At 72.8% G+C, this 16,408-nt stretch carries 14 protein-coding genes and 2 pseudogenes; 7 read left to right on the forward strand and 9 right to left on the reverse strand.

Annotation, left to right across the window (positions count from 1 at the left end):
- Positions 1-5: 5 nt before the first annotated feature.
- On the reverse strand, positions 6-722 hold the full coding sequence (locus tag ABT186_RS20310; protein WP_351227994.1) for an ABC transporter permease: 717 nt from the start codon (positions 720-722) through the stop codon (positions 6-8).
- Positions 722-1,626: pseudogene (locus ABT186_RS20315) on the reverse strand (ABC transporter ATP-binding protein). The gene ABT186_RS20310 and the pseudogene ABT186_RS20315 overlap by 1 nt, the downstream one beginning before the upstream one ends.
- A gap of 240 nt (positions 1,627-1,866) precedes the next feature.
- On the opposite strand from ABT186_RS20315, the gene chsH3 reads away from it, so the two are divergent.
- The 3 genes from chsH3 to ABT186_RS20330 are packed head-to-tail and all read left to right on the forward strand — an operon-like array spanning position 1,867 to position 4,881.
- Entirely contained in the window at positions 1,867-2,724 is an 858-nt protein-coding gene (chsH3, locus tag ABT186_RS20320) for an enoyl-CoA hydratase ChsH3 (RefSeq protein WP_351926134.1), read from the forward strand.
- A gap of 28 nt (positions 2,725-2,752) precedes the next feature.
- Positions 2,753-3,829: a Zn-dependent alcohol dehydrogenase gene (locus ABT186_RS20325; protein WP_351227988.1), complete on the forward strand. Its 1,077-nt coding sequence runs from the start codon at positions 2,753-2,755 to the stop codon at positions 3,827-3,829.
- 44 nt (positions 3,830-3,873) lie between these two features.
- Positions 3,874-4,881, forward strand: coding sequence for a 3-oxoacyl-ACP reductase (locus ABT186_RS20330; RefSeq protein WP_351926136.1), 1,008 nt, complete (start codon positions 3,874-3,876; stop codon positions 4,879-4,881).
- 269 nt (positions 4,882-5,150) lie between these two features.
- Here the strand turns inward: ABT186_RS20330 and ABT186_RS20335 are convergent, their stop codons facing one another.
- A complete protein-coding gene (locus tag ABT186_RS20335; protein WP_351227984.1) occupies positions 5,151-5,315 on the reverse strand; it encodes a hypothetical protein in 165 nt (54 codons plus the stop codon).
- Positions 5,316-5,363: 48 nt separating this feature from the next.
- Positions 5,364-6,710 carry a hypothetical protein gene (locus ABT186_RS20340; protein WP_351926138.1) on the reverse strand — a complete coding sequence of 449 codons (1,347 nt, stop codon included), beginning with the start codon at positions 6,708-6,710 and terminating at the stop codon, positions 5,364-5,366.
- 278 nt (positions 6,711-6,988) lie between these two features.
- Between ABT186_RS20340 and ABT186_RS20345 the strand changes: the two genes are divergently transcribed.
- The 3 genes from ABT186_RS20345 to ABT186_RS20355 are packed head-to-tail and all read left to right on the forward strand — an operon-like array spanning position 6,989 to position 10,212.
- A complete protein-coding gene (locus tag ABT186_RS20345) occupies positions 6,989-7,855 on the forward strand; it encodes a Nif3-like dinuclear metal center hexameric protein (protein WP_351926140.1) in 867 nt (288 codons plus the stop codon).
- Complete coding sequence (locus tag ABT186_RS20350; protein ID WP_351228046.1) at positions 7,852-8,595, forward strand: zinc ribbon domain-containing protein; 744 nt, start codon at positions 7,852-7,854, stop codon at positions 8,593-8,595. Before ABT186_RS20345 ends, ABT186_RS20350 begins: the two co-directional genes overlap by 4 nt.
- Positions 8,596-8,607: 12 nt before the next feature.
- A complete protein-coding gene (locus ABT186_RS20355) occupies positions 8,608-10,212 on the forward strand; it encodes a bifunctional RNase H/acid phosphatase (RefSeq protein ID WP_351926142.1) in 1,605 nt (534 codons plus the stop codon).
- Here ABT186_RS20355 and eda read toward each other — a convergent pair.
- A complete protein-coding gene (gene eda, locus ABT186_RS20360; protein WP_351926144.1) occupies positions 10,187-10,885 on the reverse strand; it encodes a bifunctional 4-hydroxy-2-oxoglutarate aldolase/2-dehydro-3-deoxy-phosphogluconate aldolase in 699 nt (232 codons plus the stop codon). The genes ABT186_RS20355 and eda overlap by 26 nt on opposite strands.
- Positions 10,886-10,967: 82 nt before the next feature.
- Positions 10,968-11,777 (reverse strand): peroxide stress protein YaaA, encoded by an 810-nt coding sequence (gene yaaA, locus ABT186_RS20365; RefSeq protein WP_351926146.1) that lies wholly within the window; start codon positions 11,775-11,777, stop codon positions 10,968-10,970.
- Between the two features lie 76 nt (positions 11,778-11,853).
- On the opposite strand from yaaA, the gene ABT186_RS20370 reads away from it, so the two are divergent.
- Positions 11,854-13,293 (forward strand): RNB domain-containing ribonuclease, encoded by a 1,440-nt coding sequence (locus ABT186_RS20370; RefSeq protein WP_351926148.1) that lies wholly within the window; start codon positions 11,854-11,856, stop codon positions 13,291-13,293.
- Here ABT186_RS20370 and ABT186_RS20375 read toward each other — a convergent pair.
- The 3 genes and pseudogenes from ABT186_RS20375 to ABT186_RS20385 all read right to left on the reverse strand — a co-directional run bounded on the left by ABT186_RS20375 (position 13,244) and on the right by ABT186_RS20385 (position 16,273).
- On the reverse strand, positions 13,244-13,843 hold the full coding sequence (locus ABT186_RS20375) for a hypothetical protein (protein WP_351926149.1): 600 nt from the start codon (positions 13,841-13,843) through the stop codon (positions 13,244-13,246). The two genes, ABT186_RS20370 and ABT186_RS20375, sit on opposite strands and share 50 nt — an antisense overlap.
- Positions 13,840-14,662: pseudogene (locus ABT186_RS20380) on the reverse strand (MerR family transcriptional regulator). Before ABT186_RS20380 ends, ABT186_RS20375 begins: the two are co-directional and overlap by 4 nt.
- A 48-nt stretch (positions 14,663-14,710) precedes the next feature.
- Positions 14,711-16,273, reverse strand: a complete 1,563-nt coding sequence (locus tag ABT186_RS20385) for an FAD-dependent monooxygenase (RefSeq protein ID WP_351926194.1) — start codon at positions 16,271-16,273, stop codon at positions 14,711-14,713.
- Between the last annotated feature and the right edge of the window lie 135 nt (positions 16,274-16,408).

Here is a 16,408-nt window from a genome sequence, read left to right on the forward strand (position 1 = left end):
CCCGATCAGATGTTCGCGGCGCTCCGCCGGTAGGACAGCACAGCGTAGGAACCGAATGCCAGCAGCCATGCCGTCAGCACGAGGATGGCACCGGGCGCCGGGGCGTGTCCGTCGGCGATGGACGTGCCGAGCTCGGCGAAGCGGTGGGTCGGGGTGTACGCGGACAGCGAGCGCAGCCAGCCGGGGAAGAGGGAGATGGGGAACCACAGGCCGCCGAGGACCGCAAGCCCGAGGTTGCACGTCATGTTCGCGATACCCGTGGTCTGAGCGGTGAGCCGGTAGCCGTTGCCCAGGCCGAGCAGGGTGAAGGGGATCGAGCCGAGCCACAGCAGCAGTGCGATCGCCGCCCACTGCCAGGCCGCCAGCCGTACGCCGTTGACCAGGGCGCCCGCCGCGAGCACCGCGACGATCGCGGGCAGCACCGTCACCGAACCGGTCAGCGCCCGTCCGGCGACGACCTGCCGCGGGGTCATCGGGGTCACCCTCAGCTGCCGCAGCCAGCCGATCGCCCGGTCCTCCGCCACCCCGCCGCCGGTGTTCAACGCCGAGCCGACCGCGCCGTACGCGGCCATGCCCACCATGGACGCGGTCTTCCAACTGCCGTCGTTCTCACCGATGTTGGTGAACAGCAGGTACATCATCACCGGCATCGCGATCCCGCCGATCACAAAGCCCGCGTCGCGCAGGGTACGGCGCACCTCGAGCCGCAGGTAGTCCAGCATCACACCGTCTCCGTCTCACGAGTCGTCAGGGCGAGGAAGGCGTCGTCCAGCGACGCCGGGGCGACCTCCAGGCCGCGTATCGCGCCGAGTCCGGCGAGGGCGATCACCGTCGCGTCGGAGTCGTCCGTACGGAGCACCGCCCGGTCCCCGCGCACCTCCAGCGTTCGCACACCGGGCAGCAGGTCCAGGCCTTCCGTGCCGCGGCCGGCCAGGTCGAAGGAGACCAGGTTGCCGCCCGCCTCAGCTGCTCGCCCGTGCCGTCCGCGATGATCCGGCCGCGGTCGATGACGAGAATCCGGTCGGCGTACGCGTCCGCCTCCTCCAGGTAGTGCGTGGAGAACAGGACGGTGTGACCACGGCGTGCGTACGCCCGCATCGAGTCCCAGAAGGTGTGCCGCGCCTCCACGTCCAGGGCGGCCGTCGGCTCGTCCAGCACGATCAGTGCGGGATTCCCGGCGAGCGCGACCGCAAACCGCACCCGCTGTGTCTGGCCGCCCGAGAGCCGGTCCACGCGCCGCCCGGCCAGATCGGCGATCCCGGCCAGCTCCAGAGCCTGTGCGACGGGCATCGGGGCCGGGTAGCGGCCGGCCACGAAGGAGACCAGCTCGCGCACGGTGACCCGGGGAACCGCCCGCGCCTCCTGCAGCATGGCGCCCACCTGCCCGGCGCGCACGGCCCGCTCCGGGGGCGCGCCGAAGAGCTCCACCGTGCCCGTGTCGGGCTCGTTCAGGCCGAGCAGCAGCGAGATCGTCGTGGACTTCCCGGCGCCGTTGCGGCCCAGGAGCGCGACCGTCTCGCCGCGCGCGATCTCCAGGTCGACGCCGTCGACGGCGCGTACGGCGCCGTAGGCCTTGACTGCCCCCGTGAAGGACACGGCAGGTGGTGTCCCAGTCGTCTTCATCATGGCCACGACGCTACGGAGCCGGGGCGCCCGCCCGGCAGATGCGCTTGTACGGATTCCGGCAGGACAAATGTCACGGGGCCGAGCTGACCTGACACGGCGTCAGGAGCCTTCACAACTGGGCAGGGCTGGGCTATACAGAGGGCGCCGGACTGGAACGCGTTCTAGGTCGGCCCGTGACGACCTCGGTGCGGCCGACGGTGCGGACGGCCGCATCGAGGTCTCTGACCTCTCAGGAGCCCCATGCCCATCGACGCAGCCAAGGCCCTCGCGGCCGAGCCACGGACCGGCGACATCAGTTGGACCGCCAGGGACGTCCAGCTCTATCACCTCGGTATCGGCGCAGGCGTCCCGGCGACCGACCCCGACGAGCTGCGCTACACCTTGGAGTCCCGGCTGCACGTGCTGCCGAGCTTCGCCACGGTCGCGGGCGCCGGCGTGCCCGGTGTGATCAGCGGACTGTCGATGCCCGGCGTGGAGGTCGAGCTCGCCAAGGTCCTGCACGGCGGGCAGACGCTGGCGATCCACCGCCCCATCCCGGTCGAGGGCACGGCGACGGCCACCAACCGGCTCGCCGCCGTCTACGACAAGGGCAAGGCCGCCATCCTGGTCCTGCGCACCGAGGTCGCCGACGCCGACGGCCCCCTGTGGACCAACGACGCGCAGATCTTCGTACGGGGGGAGGGCGGCTGGGGCGGCGACCGAGGCCCCGCCACCAGACTCGAACCGCCCGCCGGCGACCCCGACAAGGTCGTCGAGCGTCCGATCCGCGAGGACCAGGCCCTCCTCTACCGCCTCTCCGGCGACTACAACCCCCTGCACGCCGACCCCGAGTTCGCCAAGCTCGCCGGGTTCGAGCGGCCCATCCTGCACGGGCTGTGCACCTACGGCATGACCCTCAAGGCGGTCGTCGACTCACTGCTCGGCGGCGACGTGACCCGCGTCCGCTCCTACACCACGCGCTTCGCCGGAGTCGTGTACCCCGGCGAGACCCTGCGCATCCGCATGTGGCGTGAGGCAGACCGGGTGCGGGTCGCGGTGAGGGCCGTCGAGCGTGGCGACGCGCCGGTCCTCACCGACACCATCGTCGAACACTCCTGAGTCCCGTATCACTGAGGGGAGCCGCACCATGCGCGCAGCCGTACTGCACGAGATCGGCCAGGACAAGCTGGAGGTCCTCGACGACATCGAGGCGACGGGCTTCGGCCCCGGCAGGGTCAGGATCCGGGTGCGCGCCGCCGGGCTGTGCCACTCGGACCTGTCCGCCATGAGCGGCGTACTGCCGCAGCCCGCTCCGTTCGTACCCGGCCACGAGGGCGCGGGCGAGATCCTCGAAGTCGGCGAGGACGTGGGTCACTTGAAGCCCGGTGACCGGGTGGTGGTGTGCTGGCTGCCGGCCTGCGGCGCTTGTCCCGCCTGCAAGCGCGGCCAGACCGAGCTGTGCCTGGCCGGGTTCATGAACGCGGGCACCCCCAACTTCCGGCGCACCGGCGGTGACGTCTTCGGCTTCGCGGGCACCGGTACCTTTGCCGAGGAGGTCGTCGTCGACGCGGGCTGCGCGGTGCCGATCCCCGACGACGTGCCCTTCGACATCGCCGCCCTGATCGGCTGCGGGGTCACGACCGGGCTCGGTGCCGCCCTCAACACCGCGGATGTGGAAGCCGGTTCGTCCGTCGCCGTCATCGGCTGCGGCGGCGTCGGCATCTCGGCGATCCAGGGCGCACGGCTCAAGGGCGCGGCCGAGATCGTCGCCGTCGACCCGGTCCTGACGCGCCGCGAGTCCGCCCTCAGGTTCGGCGCCACGAAGGCCGTCTCGCCCGACGAACTGCCCGATGCCAAACAGCAGGTCACCGGCGGCGAGGGCTTCGACTACGTCTTCGAGGTCGTCGGCAGGTCGGCCACGGCCCGGACTGCGTACGAGAACACCCGGCGCGGCGGCACGCTCGTCGTGGTCGGCGCGGGCGCCATGGACGACTTCCTGCAGCTCAACATGTTCGAGCTGTTCTTCGACGAGAAGCGGATCCTGCCGTCCATGTACGGCGGCGGGGACGTCCTGCGCTCCTACGAGCGGACCATCGCGCTCTGGCGGGCCGGGCGCATCGACCTGGCGGGGCTGATCACCCATCGGGTGCCGCTCGCCGAGATCAACGAGGCGCTGGACCAGATGCGGACGGGTACGGCCCTGCGTACGTGCATCGAGATCTGAACCGCCTTCCTTCGCACCTTCGTATGTCCTTCGAAAGGACCGTGATGTCGCTGCCATTGGAGGGGCTTTCCGCGGTCGTCACCGGCGCGGGCCGGGGCCTGGGCCGGGCCGAGGCGCTGGAGCTCGCCCGGCTCGGCGCGGCCGTCGTCGTCAACGACTACGGGCAGCCGGGCCGGGACGGATCGGGCGAGGCGTCCACCGGGCCCGCCGAGGACGTCGCCGCCGAGATCCGCGCGGCAGGCGGCCGGGCCGTCGCCCACGCCGGGGACGTCGCCGACTTCGCAGGGGCCCGCGAGCTGGTCGAGCTGGCGGTCGCCGAGTTCGGGAAGCTGGACGTCCTGGTCAACAACGCGGGCATCCTGCGTGACCGTATGGTCTTCTCGATGTCCGAGGACGAGTGGGACTCGGTGATCCGGGTCCACCTCAAGGGCCACTTCAACATGACCCACTTCGCCGCCGCGCACTGGCGGGCACGCGCCAAGGAGAAACAAGAAGGGCGCGAAGCGCTTCCTTGGAAGGGCGGTGGTGGGAGACGGGCGGGCGGCCTGGTGTACGGGCGGATCGTGAACACGTCGTCGGAGGCCTTTCTGGCGGGTTCGGCCGGGCAGCCCAACTACGCGGCGGCCAAGGGTGGAATCGTCGGTCTCACGACGTCCACGGCCCTCGCCCTCGCCAAGTACGGGGTGACGGCGAATGCGATCTGTCCGCGCGCCCGGACCCGGATGACGGCAGACGTCTTCGCCGGCTTCGAACGGCCGGACGAGGGGCTCGACCCGCTCGCCCCCGAGCATGTCGCCCCGCTCGTCGGCTACCTGGCCTCACCCGCCGCAGCACAGGTCAACGGGCAGCTTTTCGTCGTCCACGGCGGACTGGTCGCGATCGTCGAACGGCCCCGCGTCCAGGCCAGGTTCGACACCAAGCAGGACGCCTTCACATACGACGAACTCGACGCGCTGCTCACCCCGCACTACGCCGGGCGGCCGAAGGGCGAGACGTTCGCGGCGGCGGAGGTGCTGGGACTCAGGCACGCGGGGGCATCGGCGGATCGTTGAGCAGTCGCGGTCCGTGGCCAGGGTCGGACGGGCGAGCTGCGGAGGAGAAGGGCCGGGAGTGCGCGTCCCGGCACAGGACGGAACCGCCCCCAGATGTGCGGACCGTGCCGCAGCAGGATGCGCAACTCGTCCTGCCGGGGGCGCCCCGCACAGAACGGCCCCGCCCGTCGTGGGACGGGCGGGGCCGTGTGGTGCGACAACCGGTCGGCTTCACGGTGATGGGCTTTACGGTGATCGGTGCACCGTCAGCTCGCCGGACCTGGTGGTGTTCAGGCCGCCGTGCCGGTCTGCTCGGGCTGCTCGGACGGCTTGCGGTGCCGTCCGTGCGCCGCCGCCTCGGAGTCCTCGGCGGAGACCTGGCCGCGGTGCTTGCCGTGACCCGGGATCTCCTGGGCCTCGTCGCGCAGAGTCAGTGTCGTGCTGATGTCGCTCATCGGAAGTGTTCACCCCGTCAACATGATCCTTCGTACAGCCGGGCGAGTCTAACGGGCGACAGTGACAGCCGTGTCGGGGGTCAGGGGTGCCACCCTGTCCGCCGTCCCGGTTTCTTCCGGGCGCCGCGGCGTGCCGGGCTCGGGGCGAGGCTGAGCGAGCGGGCGGCGCAGGGAGACTCCGTTGGACCGGGGCGTCGTACGTTGTCGCAGCGGCGCCTCCTGCAACGGCACCGGTCGAGTCGCCCCCTGCTCCGTGGACTCCGGGGCCTGGACCGTGTGCCCTGCCGACCGTTCCGTCGGGACCGGGACCGGGACCGGGACCGGGACCGGGACCGTTGCGCCGGGCGCCTTCGCCGACGGGGCAACCGTTCCCCGGGGCAACTCCACCCGCGCCACCCCGCACCGCACCGCGCCCGTCGCATACGGCAGTCGCAGCACGCCTTCCCGCGTCCACGTCCCGGCCCCCGCCAACCACCCCTCGGGCGCGGCGAGATGGTGGATCCGGCGGTCCGCCGGGCGCCACACCCCGACCCAGCTGCCCGCCGCCCCGTCGATCCGCAGCGCCACCGCGCAGCTCTCCGGCATCAGCGCCTGCTCCGGCTGGATCGCGAACGGAGTCACCGGGCAGTCCAGGCACAGGCACTCCGGAAAGCGCACCGGCAGCATGCTGCCCAGCACCCCCCACCCCAGCCGGTCACGACCTGGCGACGGCGCGTCCGAGCGGACAAGGAGCAGCCCGCTGTCCGGATCCGCGAGCAGCAAACGGTCATTGCTCCCGTCCGCGAGATGCAGCAGCGGCGACACCTCCCCGCCCCGCTGCAGATCCACCACCACCGTCTTCGTGGGACCGCCGTCCCGTGTGCGGTCCAGGGCCAGCATCCGTCCCGTACGGTCCAGCCACACCCCGCCCGAGCAACGGCCCGGCACCTCCGCCACGCGCTCGGGGCCGAACGCTCCGCCCGCCACCAGCCACACCACCGTCGACCCCCGGTCCACCGCGAGCGCGAACGCACGGTCCCCCGTCGGCGCGGGCGGCAGCAGCCACAGCCGGCACTCCGTGTCGGGGCAGTCCACCGCGCCCAGCGGCAGCTCCCCGGTCCCCGGTCCGGCCGGGTACAGCAGCGAGAACGTGTGCCGCCCGTCCATGACGCGGTGGATCAGAACCCGCCCGTCGGTCAACGGCTGGACTTCGGTGCCGGGTTCCTCCGGCTGGTTGCCGGGCAGCGGCACGGCGTACGGTTCGGGGCCGTCCAGGGTCCAGCGCTCCGGGTACCAGGACTCGCCGTCGACGGCGAGGCGCGCCGCGTAGGACCCGTCCGCGGTGATCACACATCCGGGCCGGGCCACCCACTCGTTCCCGTCCGCCGCGACGGCCGTGAAGGCACAGACAGTCATCGTTCGGTCACCTCCGGCGACGAAGCTAGTTTTCGTACGCGCAGGCGTGACTTCGGCGGAGGGCCGCTTCACACATAAGGGTGTTCGTCCCGCGGTTCGCTTGAGGAAACGGGGGCGGATGTGCTGCACAAGGGGGCGCACGGCCCCTCCGTACGCAACCGTCACACCCTCCCGAGTGAGTCGCCCGTCGCCTCCCGGGCGCCGCCCGCCCGTCCCCCGCCTGGTCGAATGACCCGTGAACGACGGTGCACGGACCTGGGGCAGGTAGCCTTTTCCCCGTGCCCCGTCTGTCTGAAGTCATCGCCGCGCTGGAGACCCTGTGGCCCGCCGAGCGGGCCGAGTCCTGGGACGCGGTCGGCACGGTCGTGGGCGACCCCGACCAGGAGGTCTCCCGGGTCCTGTTCGCCGTCGACCCCGTGCAGGAGATCGTTGACGAGGCGGTGAAGCTGGGCGCCGACCTGCTGGTCACCCACCACCCGCTCTATCTGCGCGGTACGACGACGGTGGCGGCCTCCACCTTCAAGGGCCGGGTCGTGCACACCCTCATCAAGAACGACATCGCGCTGCACGTCGCCCACACCAACGCCGACCGCGCCGACCCCGGCGTCAGCGACGCCCTCGCCGGCGCACTCGACCTCCGGGTCGTGCGCCCCCTCGTGCCGGACCCGGCCGACCCGGAGGGCCGCCGGGGCCTGGGCCGCGTCTGCGAGCTGGACCACCCGCTGACCGTCCTCGAGTTCGCCGCCCTCGCCGCCGAGCGGCTGCCCGCCACCGCGCAGGGCATCCGCGTCGCCGGTGACCTCGATGCGGTCGTCCGCACGGTCGCCGTCAGCGGTGGCTCCGGCGACAGCCTCTTCGACGACGTCCGCGCGGCCGGCGTCGATGCCTTCCTCACCGCGGACCTGCGCCACCACCCGGCGTCAGAGTTCACTGCGGATCGCGCCCACAGTCCTCTCGCGCTGCTCGACGCGGCGCACTGGGCCACCGAATGGCCCTGGTGCGAGCTGGCCGCCGCCCAGCTCGACGAGATCTCCGACCGGCACGGATGGGACCTGCGCGTCCACGTCTCCAAGACGGTCACCGACCCCTGGACCGCCCACGCGGCGTCCACCGCCACCACTAGCGCAACGGGAGCCCCCAACTGAACGCCGCGCCCGCCGACCAGATCCGACTCCTCGACGTCCAGGCCCTCGACGTACGCCTGCAGCAGCTCGCGCACAAGCGGAGGTCCCTGCCGGAGCACGCCGAGATCGAGTCGCTGACCAAGGACCTCACACAGCTGCGCGACCTGCTGGTGGCCGCGCAGACCGAGGAGAGCGACTGCGCCCGCGAGCAGACCAAGGCCGAGCAGGACGTGGACCAGGTGCGCCAGCGCGCCGCCCGCGACCAGCAGCGCCTCGACTCCGGCGCGATCACCTCACCGAAGGACCTGGAGAACCTCCAGCACGAGATCGCCTCGCTCGCCAAGCGGCAGGGGGACCTGGAGGACGTCGTCCTGGAGGTGATGGAGCGCCGCGAGGCCGCGCAGGAGCGGGTCGGCGAGCTGACCGAGCGGGTCGCCTCCGTGCAGTCGAAGATCGACGACGCGACCGCGCGCCGGGGCGCGGCCTGCGAGGAGATCGACGGCGAGGCCGCGTCGGTGACCAAGGAGCGCGAGGTCATCGCCGGGTCGGTGCCCGCGGACCTGCTGAAGCTGTACGACAAGCTGCGCGAGCAGCAGGGCGGCATCGGTGCGGCCAAGCTGTACCAGCGCACCTGCCAGGGCTGCCGCCAGGAGCTGGCGATCACCGAGCTGAACGAGATCCGCGCGGCCGCGCCCGACACGGTCGTACGCTGCGAGAACTGCCGCCGCATCCTGGTGCGCACGTCCGAGTCCGGTCTGTAAGAGGCCTACGGCGTGCGGGAGTTCATCGTCGAGGCCGACGGCGGTTCCCGGGGCAACCCGGGACCCGCGGGCTACGGATCCGTGGTGCGCGACGCGGCGACGGGCGAGACCCTCGTGGAACGGGCCGAGTTCATCGGGACCGCCACGAACAACGTCGCCGAGTACCGGGGACTGCTGGCCGGGCTGCGTGCGGCGTACGACCTCGACCCGGCCGCGCGCGTGTTCGTGCGCATGGACTCCAAGCTGGTCGTGGAGCAGATGTCGGGCCGCTGGAAGATCAAGCACCCGGCCATGAAGCCGCTGGCTCTGGAGGCCGGCGCCGTCTTCCCGGCCGAGCAGGTCACCTACGAGTGGATTCCGCGCGAGCAGAACAAGCACGCGGACCGTCTCGCCAACGAGGCGATGGACGCGGGCAAGCGGGGCGAGCAGTGGGATGCCTCCCGGTCCACCGCGGAGCCCGCCACGCGTGGGGTGACTCCGGCGGGAGCGGCGGGCGATTCGGGTACGCGCGGCGTGACGGAACTCGAACCGGCGGGGCCATCGGTCGCCGCGAGGGCGGGTGCGGCCCGGGAGCGGGCGGCGTCGGCGGGTGCCGAGGCTCCTTCTTCTGCCCGCCGCGGAGCGGCGGAGCCGGGGGACGTCGCGGCGGAGCCGGGGGACGGGGACTCCGGTGGTTCTCGCGTCCCGGGGGTTCCTGTGTCCCGCGGCGGAGCGGCGGAGGGACCGGGCGGCGAAGCCGTGTATGCCGGGGTGGAGTCGGCGGGGCGTTTCGGTGGTGGAGCCGTCAGTGCGGGGGTGGAGTCGGCGGGGCGTTTCGGTGGTGGAGCCGTCAGTGCGGGGGTGGAGTCGGCGGGGCGTTTCGGTGGCGGAGCCGTCAGTGCGGGGGTGGAGTCGGCGGGGCGTTTCGGTGGCGGAGCCGGGGCGGTTTCCGCGGAGCGGGGCCGTGCCGATGTGCGGGCCGCCCGTACCGTCGCCTCCGCCGTGCCCGACCTCGGCACCCCCACCACGTTCGTGCTGCTGCGCCACGGCGAGACCCCCCTCACCCCGCTCAAGCGGTTCTCCGGCAGCGGTGGCAGCGACCCGGCCCTCTCCGGCATCGGCCGGCGCCAGGCCGAGCTCGTCGCCGGTGCGCTCGCCGCGCGCGGGACCATTCAGGCCGTCGTCTCCTCGCCCCTCGCCCGCTGCCGGGAGACCGCGGGTGTCGTCGCCGCGCGCCTCGGGCTCGACGTGGGCGTGGAGGAAGGGCTGCGCGAGACCGACTTCGGCGCCTGGGAGGGCCTCACGTTCGCCGAAGTCCGCGAGCGGTACCCGGACGACATGAACGCCTGGCTGGCCGACCCGGAGGCCGAACCCAGCGGCGGCGGCGAGAGCTTCGGGGCCGTCGCCGACCGGGTCGCCGCCGCGCGGGACAGGCTCCTCGCCTCGTACGCGGGCCGCACGGTCCTGCTCGTCTCGCACGTCACGCCGATCAAGACCCTCGTCCGCCTCGCCCTCGGCGCGCCCCCGCAGTCGCTGTTCCGCATGGAGCTGTCCGCGGCCTCCCTGACCGCGGTGGCGTACTACGCGGACGGCAACGCCAGCCTCCGCCTCCTCAACGACACGTCCCACCTGCGCTGAGCGGGCGGCGGCGCAGTCCCGCCGCGGCCCGCGCCAGCGACTCGATCCGCGCCCAGTCCTTCGCCGTGATCGCATCCTCCGGAACCATCCATGTCCCGCCCACACAGCCGACGTTGGGCAGGGCCAGATAGTCCGGGGCGTTCGCCGGGCCGATCCCGCCCGTCGGGCAGAAACGGGCCTGGGGGAGCGGTCCGGCCAGCGACTTCAGGTACGCCGTGCCGCCCGCCGCCTGCGCCGGGAAGAACTTCATCTCCCGTACGCCCCGTTCCAGGAGTGCCACGACCTCCGTCGTCGTCGACACCCCCGGCAGGAACGGCACCCCCGAGGCCTGCATCGCCGTCAGCAGCGCGTCCGTCCACCCGGGGCTGACCAGGAAGCGAGCACCCGCCGCCACGCAGTCGGTCACCTGCCGGGGCGTGATGACCGTGCCCGCCCCGGGTACCGCGTCTGCGACCTGGGCCGCGATCGCCCGGATCGCGTCGAGCGCGGCCGGGGTGCGCAGCGTCACCTCGATCGCGGGCAGCCCGCCCGCCACCAGCGCCCGCGCCAGCGGTACGGCGTCGGCGGCGTCTTCGACGACGACCACGGGGACGACGGGCGCGAGATCGAGGACGGAGGCGGCGGGCGCCGCGTACGGCGACGAGGGCGGCGGCGACGAGGGCGGCGAGGTCACGGCCTCATCCTGCCCGGGGAAAGCAGGGTGCGCAAAGATGGTTGCATATGTTGCAACGGCGATGAGGGGTGCCCCGAACGGCTCAGTGGATCTCCGTCACCACCACGTCCAGCGCCCACGCCTTCCCCGCCCTGGCCGGTGCCTCGGCCTCCACCGTGTACCCCAGGTCCCGCAGCGCCTCCGCCAGTTGGGCCGGGTTCCTGGGCGCGGCACCCGCCGTCAGCAGACTGCGGACGATCCGCCCCTTCGTCGCCTTGTTGAAGTGGCTGACCACCGACCGCTTTTCCACCCCGTCCACGATCTGCGAGTGCAGCACCCGCACCGTCGCCGTCCGCCCCGCGACCTCGCCCTTCGGCTTCCAGGCGGCCGCGTACGCGGAGGACCGCAGATCGAGCACCAGCCCGTCGCCGGCCGCCTCGGGGAGGGCGGCGGCCATCGGGGTGCGCCAGTAGGCGCTCAGTGCCCCGAGACCGGGCAGTTTCACCCCCATCGAGCAGCGGTACGAGGGGATCCGGTCCGTCACCCGGACCGCGCCCCACAGGCCCGAGAACACCAGCAGCGAGCGTGTGGCGCGCCTCTTCGCGGCCGCGTCGAGAGACGCCAGATCCAGGGCGTCGTACAGCACACCGGTGTAGATCTCCCCTGCGGGCCGCGCTCCCGCCGTCCTCAGCTGCGCGTTCTTGGCGATCTCGCCGCGCAGCCCCTCGCTCAGGCCGAGCACCTCGCGCGCCTTGTCGTTCTCGTCGGGGTCTCCCGCACACAGCTCGACCAGCTCGCCGAGCACCGCCTCGCGGGCGGCGGTCAGCCCCGGCAGGGACAGCGACTCCGTCTTCAGCGGGGCACCGCGGCCGGAGGAGGCCTTGCCTTCGGACGGCGGCAGCAGGACAAGCACGGGGTTCTCTCCTTCTGTAGGGCTCCGCGACAGCGTACGGCGTGCCACCTCCCCGCCCCCGCCCTACGCTCGCTGTATGCCCCGCCGCCACATCCGCGTGACCGGCGCCCCCGAAGCCCCCCTCCGGGCCGCCCTCACCGCGCTGCGCACCGCACTGGACGTGCCCGAGAGCTTCCCTCCGCAGGTCCTGGCCGAGGCGGACCGGGCGGCGAGGGACCCCGCCCTTCCCCTCAACGACGCCACCGACATCCCGTTCTTCAACCTCGGCCCTCCCGCCGCCACCGGCCTGGACCAGGCGATGCACCTGTCCCGGCAGGGCACCGGCTACATCGTTCGGTACGCCATCGCGGACGTCGCCGCCTTCGTCGTACCGTCCGGCGCACTGGACGCGGAGGCCCACCGGCGGGTGACCACCCTGTACTTCCCGGACGAGAAGGTCCCGCTGCATCCGCCGGTCATCGGCGAGGGCGCCGCGAGCCTGCTGCCCGGGCAGACCCGCCCGGCCGTGCTGTGGACCATCGGCCTGGACGCGGAGGGCCGTACCCTCGCCGTCGACGTGCGCCGCGCCCTCGTACGCAGCCGGGCCCAGCTCGACCACGAGGGCGTACAGAAGCAGATCGACGACAAGACCGCCGACGAACCGGTGGCGCTGCTCGAGGAGATCGGGCGGCTGCGCGAGCGGCTGGAGGCCGAGCGCGGCGGAATCTCGCTCGTCGTGCCGGAGCAGGAGGTCGTCGAGCGTGACCACAGATACGAACTCACCTGGCGCGCCCCGCTCCCGGCCGAGGGCTGGAACGCCCAGATCTCGCTCCTGACCGGCATGGCCGCGGCCGACCTGATGCTCGCCCACGGCACCGGCGTCCTGCGCACCCTGCTGCCTGCACCGGACGGCGCTGTCGGCAGGCTGCGCCGTACCGCGCACGCCCTGCGCATCGACTGGCCGCACCACGTCTCGTACGCGGCGCTCGTCCGCTCCCTCGACCCGCACCGCCCACACCACGCGGCCTTCCTCCAGGAGTGCACGACGCTGCTGAGCGGCGCGGGCTACACCGTCTTCCGGGACGGGAAGCTCCCGGAGTTCACCACGCACGCCGCCGTCGCCGCGCCCTACGCCCACTGCACGGCCCCGCTGCGCCGCCTCGCCGACCGGTACGCGGCGGAGATCTGCCTCGCGGCCGTCGCGCACGAGGCCCCGCCCGACTGGGTCCTCGGCGCGCTCGACGCCCTCCCCGACGAGATGGCCGAGGGCGCCCGCCGGGCGGCCGCGGTGGAGCGCGAGAGCGTGGACATCGTCGAGGCCGCCCTGCTCGAGGACCGCGTCGGCGACACCTTCGACGGCTGTGTGGTGGACGTGCACGAGGACGAACCCGCCGTCGGCACCGTCCAGTTGGAGTCCCCGGCCGTCGTCGCCCGGATCGAGGGCGGACCGGACCCGCTGCCGCTGGGGGAGCGGCTGAGGGTCCGGCTCACCCGGGCCGATCCGGGAGCGGCGAAGCTGCGGTTCGCGCCTGCGTGACCGCTCGTACGAAACGGCCGGCGTCGTCGGCGTGGAGACGGACGACGCGGACCGCCCGCCGGCGGCCGAGCAGGGTGAAGTGGGCGACGGGCTCGGTGAGTTCGAGCGTGACGGAGGTCTGTGAGCCGACCGGGAGGTCGAGTTCGCCGCGGGCCCGCTCGTGCGTGGTCCGCAGTTCGCGGCGCACGGCCGCGATCCTCTCCAGCGGTATGCACAGATCGACGTGGCAGGCGCAGCGGATGCGGAGGCCCGCGGCGTCCAGGACATGAGGGCGGACCACGAAGGCCGCGTACAGGGAGACGACGAAGAGGACGGTGCAGACGTCCAGGACCAGCATCACCCGGTGCAGCGGCCAGTTGCGCAGCAGCACGGACATGGTGAGCGTCTTGACCACGCACACGAACGCGAGCCCTGACATGACGGCGCCCTGTCCCCGTGCGTACCCGAAGGCCTGTCCGGCCTCCGTCCCATGGATCCGGCGCGCCGCCCACAGCACGAGGCTCGTGAAGAGCCGCATCTCGTGCCGCACCAGGAGGTACGCCGTTCTCATCGCCGGCCCCGGGCGAGCAACCGCAGCGCCCGGCGGAGCGCCTCCGCCTGGGCCGGGGCCAGATCCGCGTAGAGCGCCCGCAGGAAGCCGTGGTCGTGGTCGATGTCCTCCCCGGGTATCAGGGCGTCCGGCAGAAGGCCGGCGATCGCCCGGGCCGCCCCGTCGACGCGCGGATCGTCCGGTCTCGCGTCCACGAGCGCGTCGAGCAGCGCGTACGCCTCCTGCGCCCGCTCCACGGCGCCCGGTTCCCCGAACGCGCCGCCCAGTGCGGCGCTCAGCCGCTCCCGCTCCTCCGGTGCCGCAGCGGTCTCGATCAGCGCCAGCACCTCGCGGTCCTTGGCGGCCATGGGGGAGTCGAGGAAGTCCTCCATACCGGCGAACAGCGCGGCCAGTTCGGGGGAGACGGGACCCTCGGCGGGCAGCCCCTGTCCCAGCAGCGTGCGCAGCCGGGCCCGGCGCTCGTGGATCGCCGCCTCCTGCCGGGCCAGGTCCTCGTCCAGCTCATCGAGCACCTCGGCGAGGTCGCGGCCGGCCCCCAAGCTCTCGGCTTCGCTCGAGCAGGGGGGACCCCCACCGTCCGCGAGGACGTCGCGCACCTCGGCGAGACCAAGGCCCAGCTCGGTCAGCCGCCGGATCCGGGCGAGGACGACGGCGTGCCGCAGGCCGTAGTCCCGGATGGGGGCACCTCCCGCTCGAGCGCAGTCGAGAGTGGGGGACATTGGCGAGCCGGTCGGGTTCGGGCAGCAGCCCGAGGTGGTGGTAGTGGCGCACGGCCCGCGTGGTGACGCCGACGGCCGCGGCGAGTTCTCCGATCCGCATGGGTTCAGTACAAACGCTGACGTCGCGGCAGGGTCACACGATGAGGGGTCAAGCGGCGACGAACCAGCGGCTCAGGGTCTCCTCCAACCCGTCCCCGGTGTCGCCTTCACCTGCGGCCCAGGCCACGAACCCGTCGGGCCGTACGAGGAGAGCGGCCAGCTCCGGCCGCCCGGGGCAGGCCACGGTCAGAACGCCCACCCGGTCGCCGTACCCCTCGGCGCGGGCGCGCAGCTTGGGATCGTCGGCGAGGTCGAGGAGAACGGCGCGGCCGCCGTGCAGATGGTCGCCGAGGCGGGTGCCGTCGGCGAGTTCCAGGTCGGGGGCGCTCTGGCCGGTCAGCGGGTGCTCGCCGGGTAGGTCGTAGTGCTGCCAGACGCCGGAGATCTGCTTGACGAGGTGCGTCGTTCCGGACGTCGTCAGCGCGAGATCGGTGACCACCCGGCGCAGGGCGCGGGCGTGCCGGTCGGGGCGCATCACTGCGATCTGGGCGCGGGTCCAGTCCAGTACCCAGGCGCCGATGGGGTGCCGTTCGGTGGTGTAGCTGTCCAGGAGGGAGTCGGGGGCGAGGCCGCGTACGACGGCGGCGAGCTTCCAGCCGAGGTTCATGGCGTCGCCGATTCCGAGGTTGAGCCCCTGCCCGCCGAACGGCGAGTGCACATGCGCCGCGTCCCCCGCGAGCAGCACCCGGCCCATGCGGTAACCGGTCGCCTGCCGGGCGTTGTCGGTGAACCGGGTCGACGAGTGCACCTGGTGGATGGTCACCTCGGGCACGCCCGACACCCGGCGCAGGGAGGCCTGGAGCTCCTCGGCGGTGACGTGCGCGATGGAGGTCCCCCCGCGCGAGCGAAGTCGAGCGTGGGGGAGGCCGGCGGGCGGCCCGTCGAACTCGACGGTGAGGATCCGGCCGGGGAAGGGCCCGTTGACGTACGTCCCGACGTCCGTCGTGTTCCATCCCGTCCCCAGCCGCTCGCCCCCGCTCATCTCGACGACCGCCTGATAGCCGGTGATCTCCGGAGCGGTACCGGGGAAATCGAACCCGGCGAGCTTGCGGACGGTACTCCGCCCGCCGTCGCACCCCACCAGCCAGCCGGTTCGAATTGTCTTGTCTCCGTCGAGGTGTACGACCACCCCGTCGTCGTCGGCATCGAAGCCGGTCAGCTCCACGCCCCGGCGGACCTCGACGCCGAGCCGCTCGGCGCGGGTGGCCAGGATCCGCTCCAGCTCGGCCTGCGGAACACCGAGGCCGACGCCGTCGGCAGGGCCGATGTCGGCGAACGCCGGGTCGGAGTCGTCGAACAGGTCACCGCGCATCATGATTCCGGCGAAGTGCCCGGCGAACTTCGGGGGAGTCCGGGGCGCACCGGCACCCTGCTCCCCGAGAAAGGCCTGCAGCCGCCACCGGGACTTCTCCCAGGCCGCCGCGAGCTCGGGCAGCATCCCCCGCCGGTAGAGCGCCACCGCGCCCGCCGTGTTGATCCCGCCCGCCTTGATGGTCTCGTCCACCTCGGCCAGCCGCTCCACGACCAGCACGCTCGCCCCGCCGAGCCGCAGCTCGCAGGCGAGAAAGAGACCGACGGGCCCGCCGCCCGCCACCACCACGTCGTAGTCCATGCCGTTCGTGCGCTCCGTCGTCGTCATGCTCTCGGTCACGTTCTCGGTCACGTCCTCAGTCACGTTCTCAGTCACGTCCTCGGTCAGGTTCTCGGTCAGGTTCTCGGTCAGGTTCTCGGTCAGGTTCTCGGTCAC

This window comes from Streptomyces sp. NPDC001634, assembly GCF_040298185.1.
Classification (GTDB): Bacteria; Actinomycetota; Actinomycetes; order Streptomycetales; family Streptomycetaceae; genus Streptomyces.

Coding starts and splice junctions, on each gene's coding strand:
- ABT186_RS20310 (WP_351227994.1), bottom strand. CDS start 722: ATGCTGGACTACCTGCGGCTCGAGGTGCGCCGTACCCTGCGCGACGCG.
- chsH3 (WP_351926134.1), top strand. CDS start 1,867: ATGCCCATCGACGCAGCCAAGGCCCTCGCGGCCGAGCCACGGACCGGC.
- ABT186_RS20325 (WP_351227988.1), top strand. CDS start 2,753: ATGCGCGCAGCCGTACTGCACGAGATCGGCCAGGACAAGCTGGAGGTC.
- ABT186_RS20330 (WP_351926136.1), top strand. CDS start 3,874: ATGTCGCTGCCATTGGAGGGGCTTTCCGCGGTCGTCACCGGCGCGGGC.
- ABT186_RS20335 (WP_351227984.1), bottom strand. CDS start 5,315: ATGAGCGACATCAGCACGACACTGACTCTGCGCGACGAGGCCCAGGAG.
- ABT186_RS20340 (WP_351926138.1), bottom strand. CDS start 6,710: ATGACTGTCTGTGCCTTCACGGCCGTCGCGGCGGACGGGAACGAGTGG.
- ABT186_RS20370 (WP_351926148.1), top strand. CDS start 11,854: ATGCCCCGCCGCCACATCCGCGTGACCGGCGCCCCCGAAGCCCCCCTC.
- ABT186_RS20375 (WP_351926149.1), bottom strand. CDS start 13,843: ATGAGAACGGCGTACCTCCTGGTGCGGCACGAGATGCGGCTCTTCACG.
- ABT186_RS20385 (WP_351926194.1), bottom strand. CDS start 16,273: ATGGACTACGACGTGGTGGTGGCGGGCGGCGGGCCCGTCGGTCTCTTT.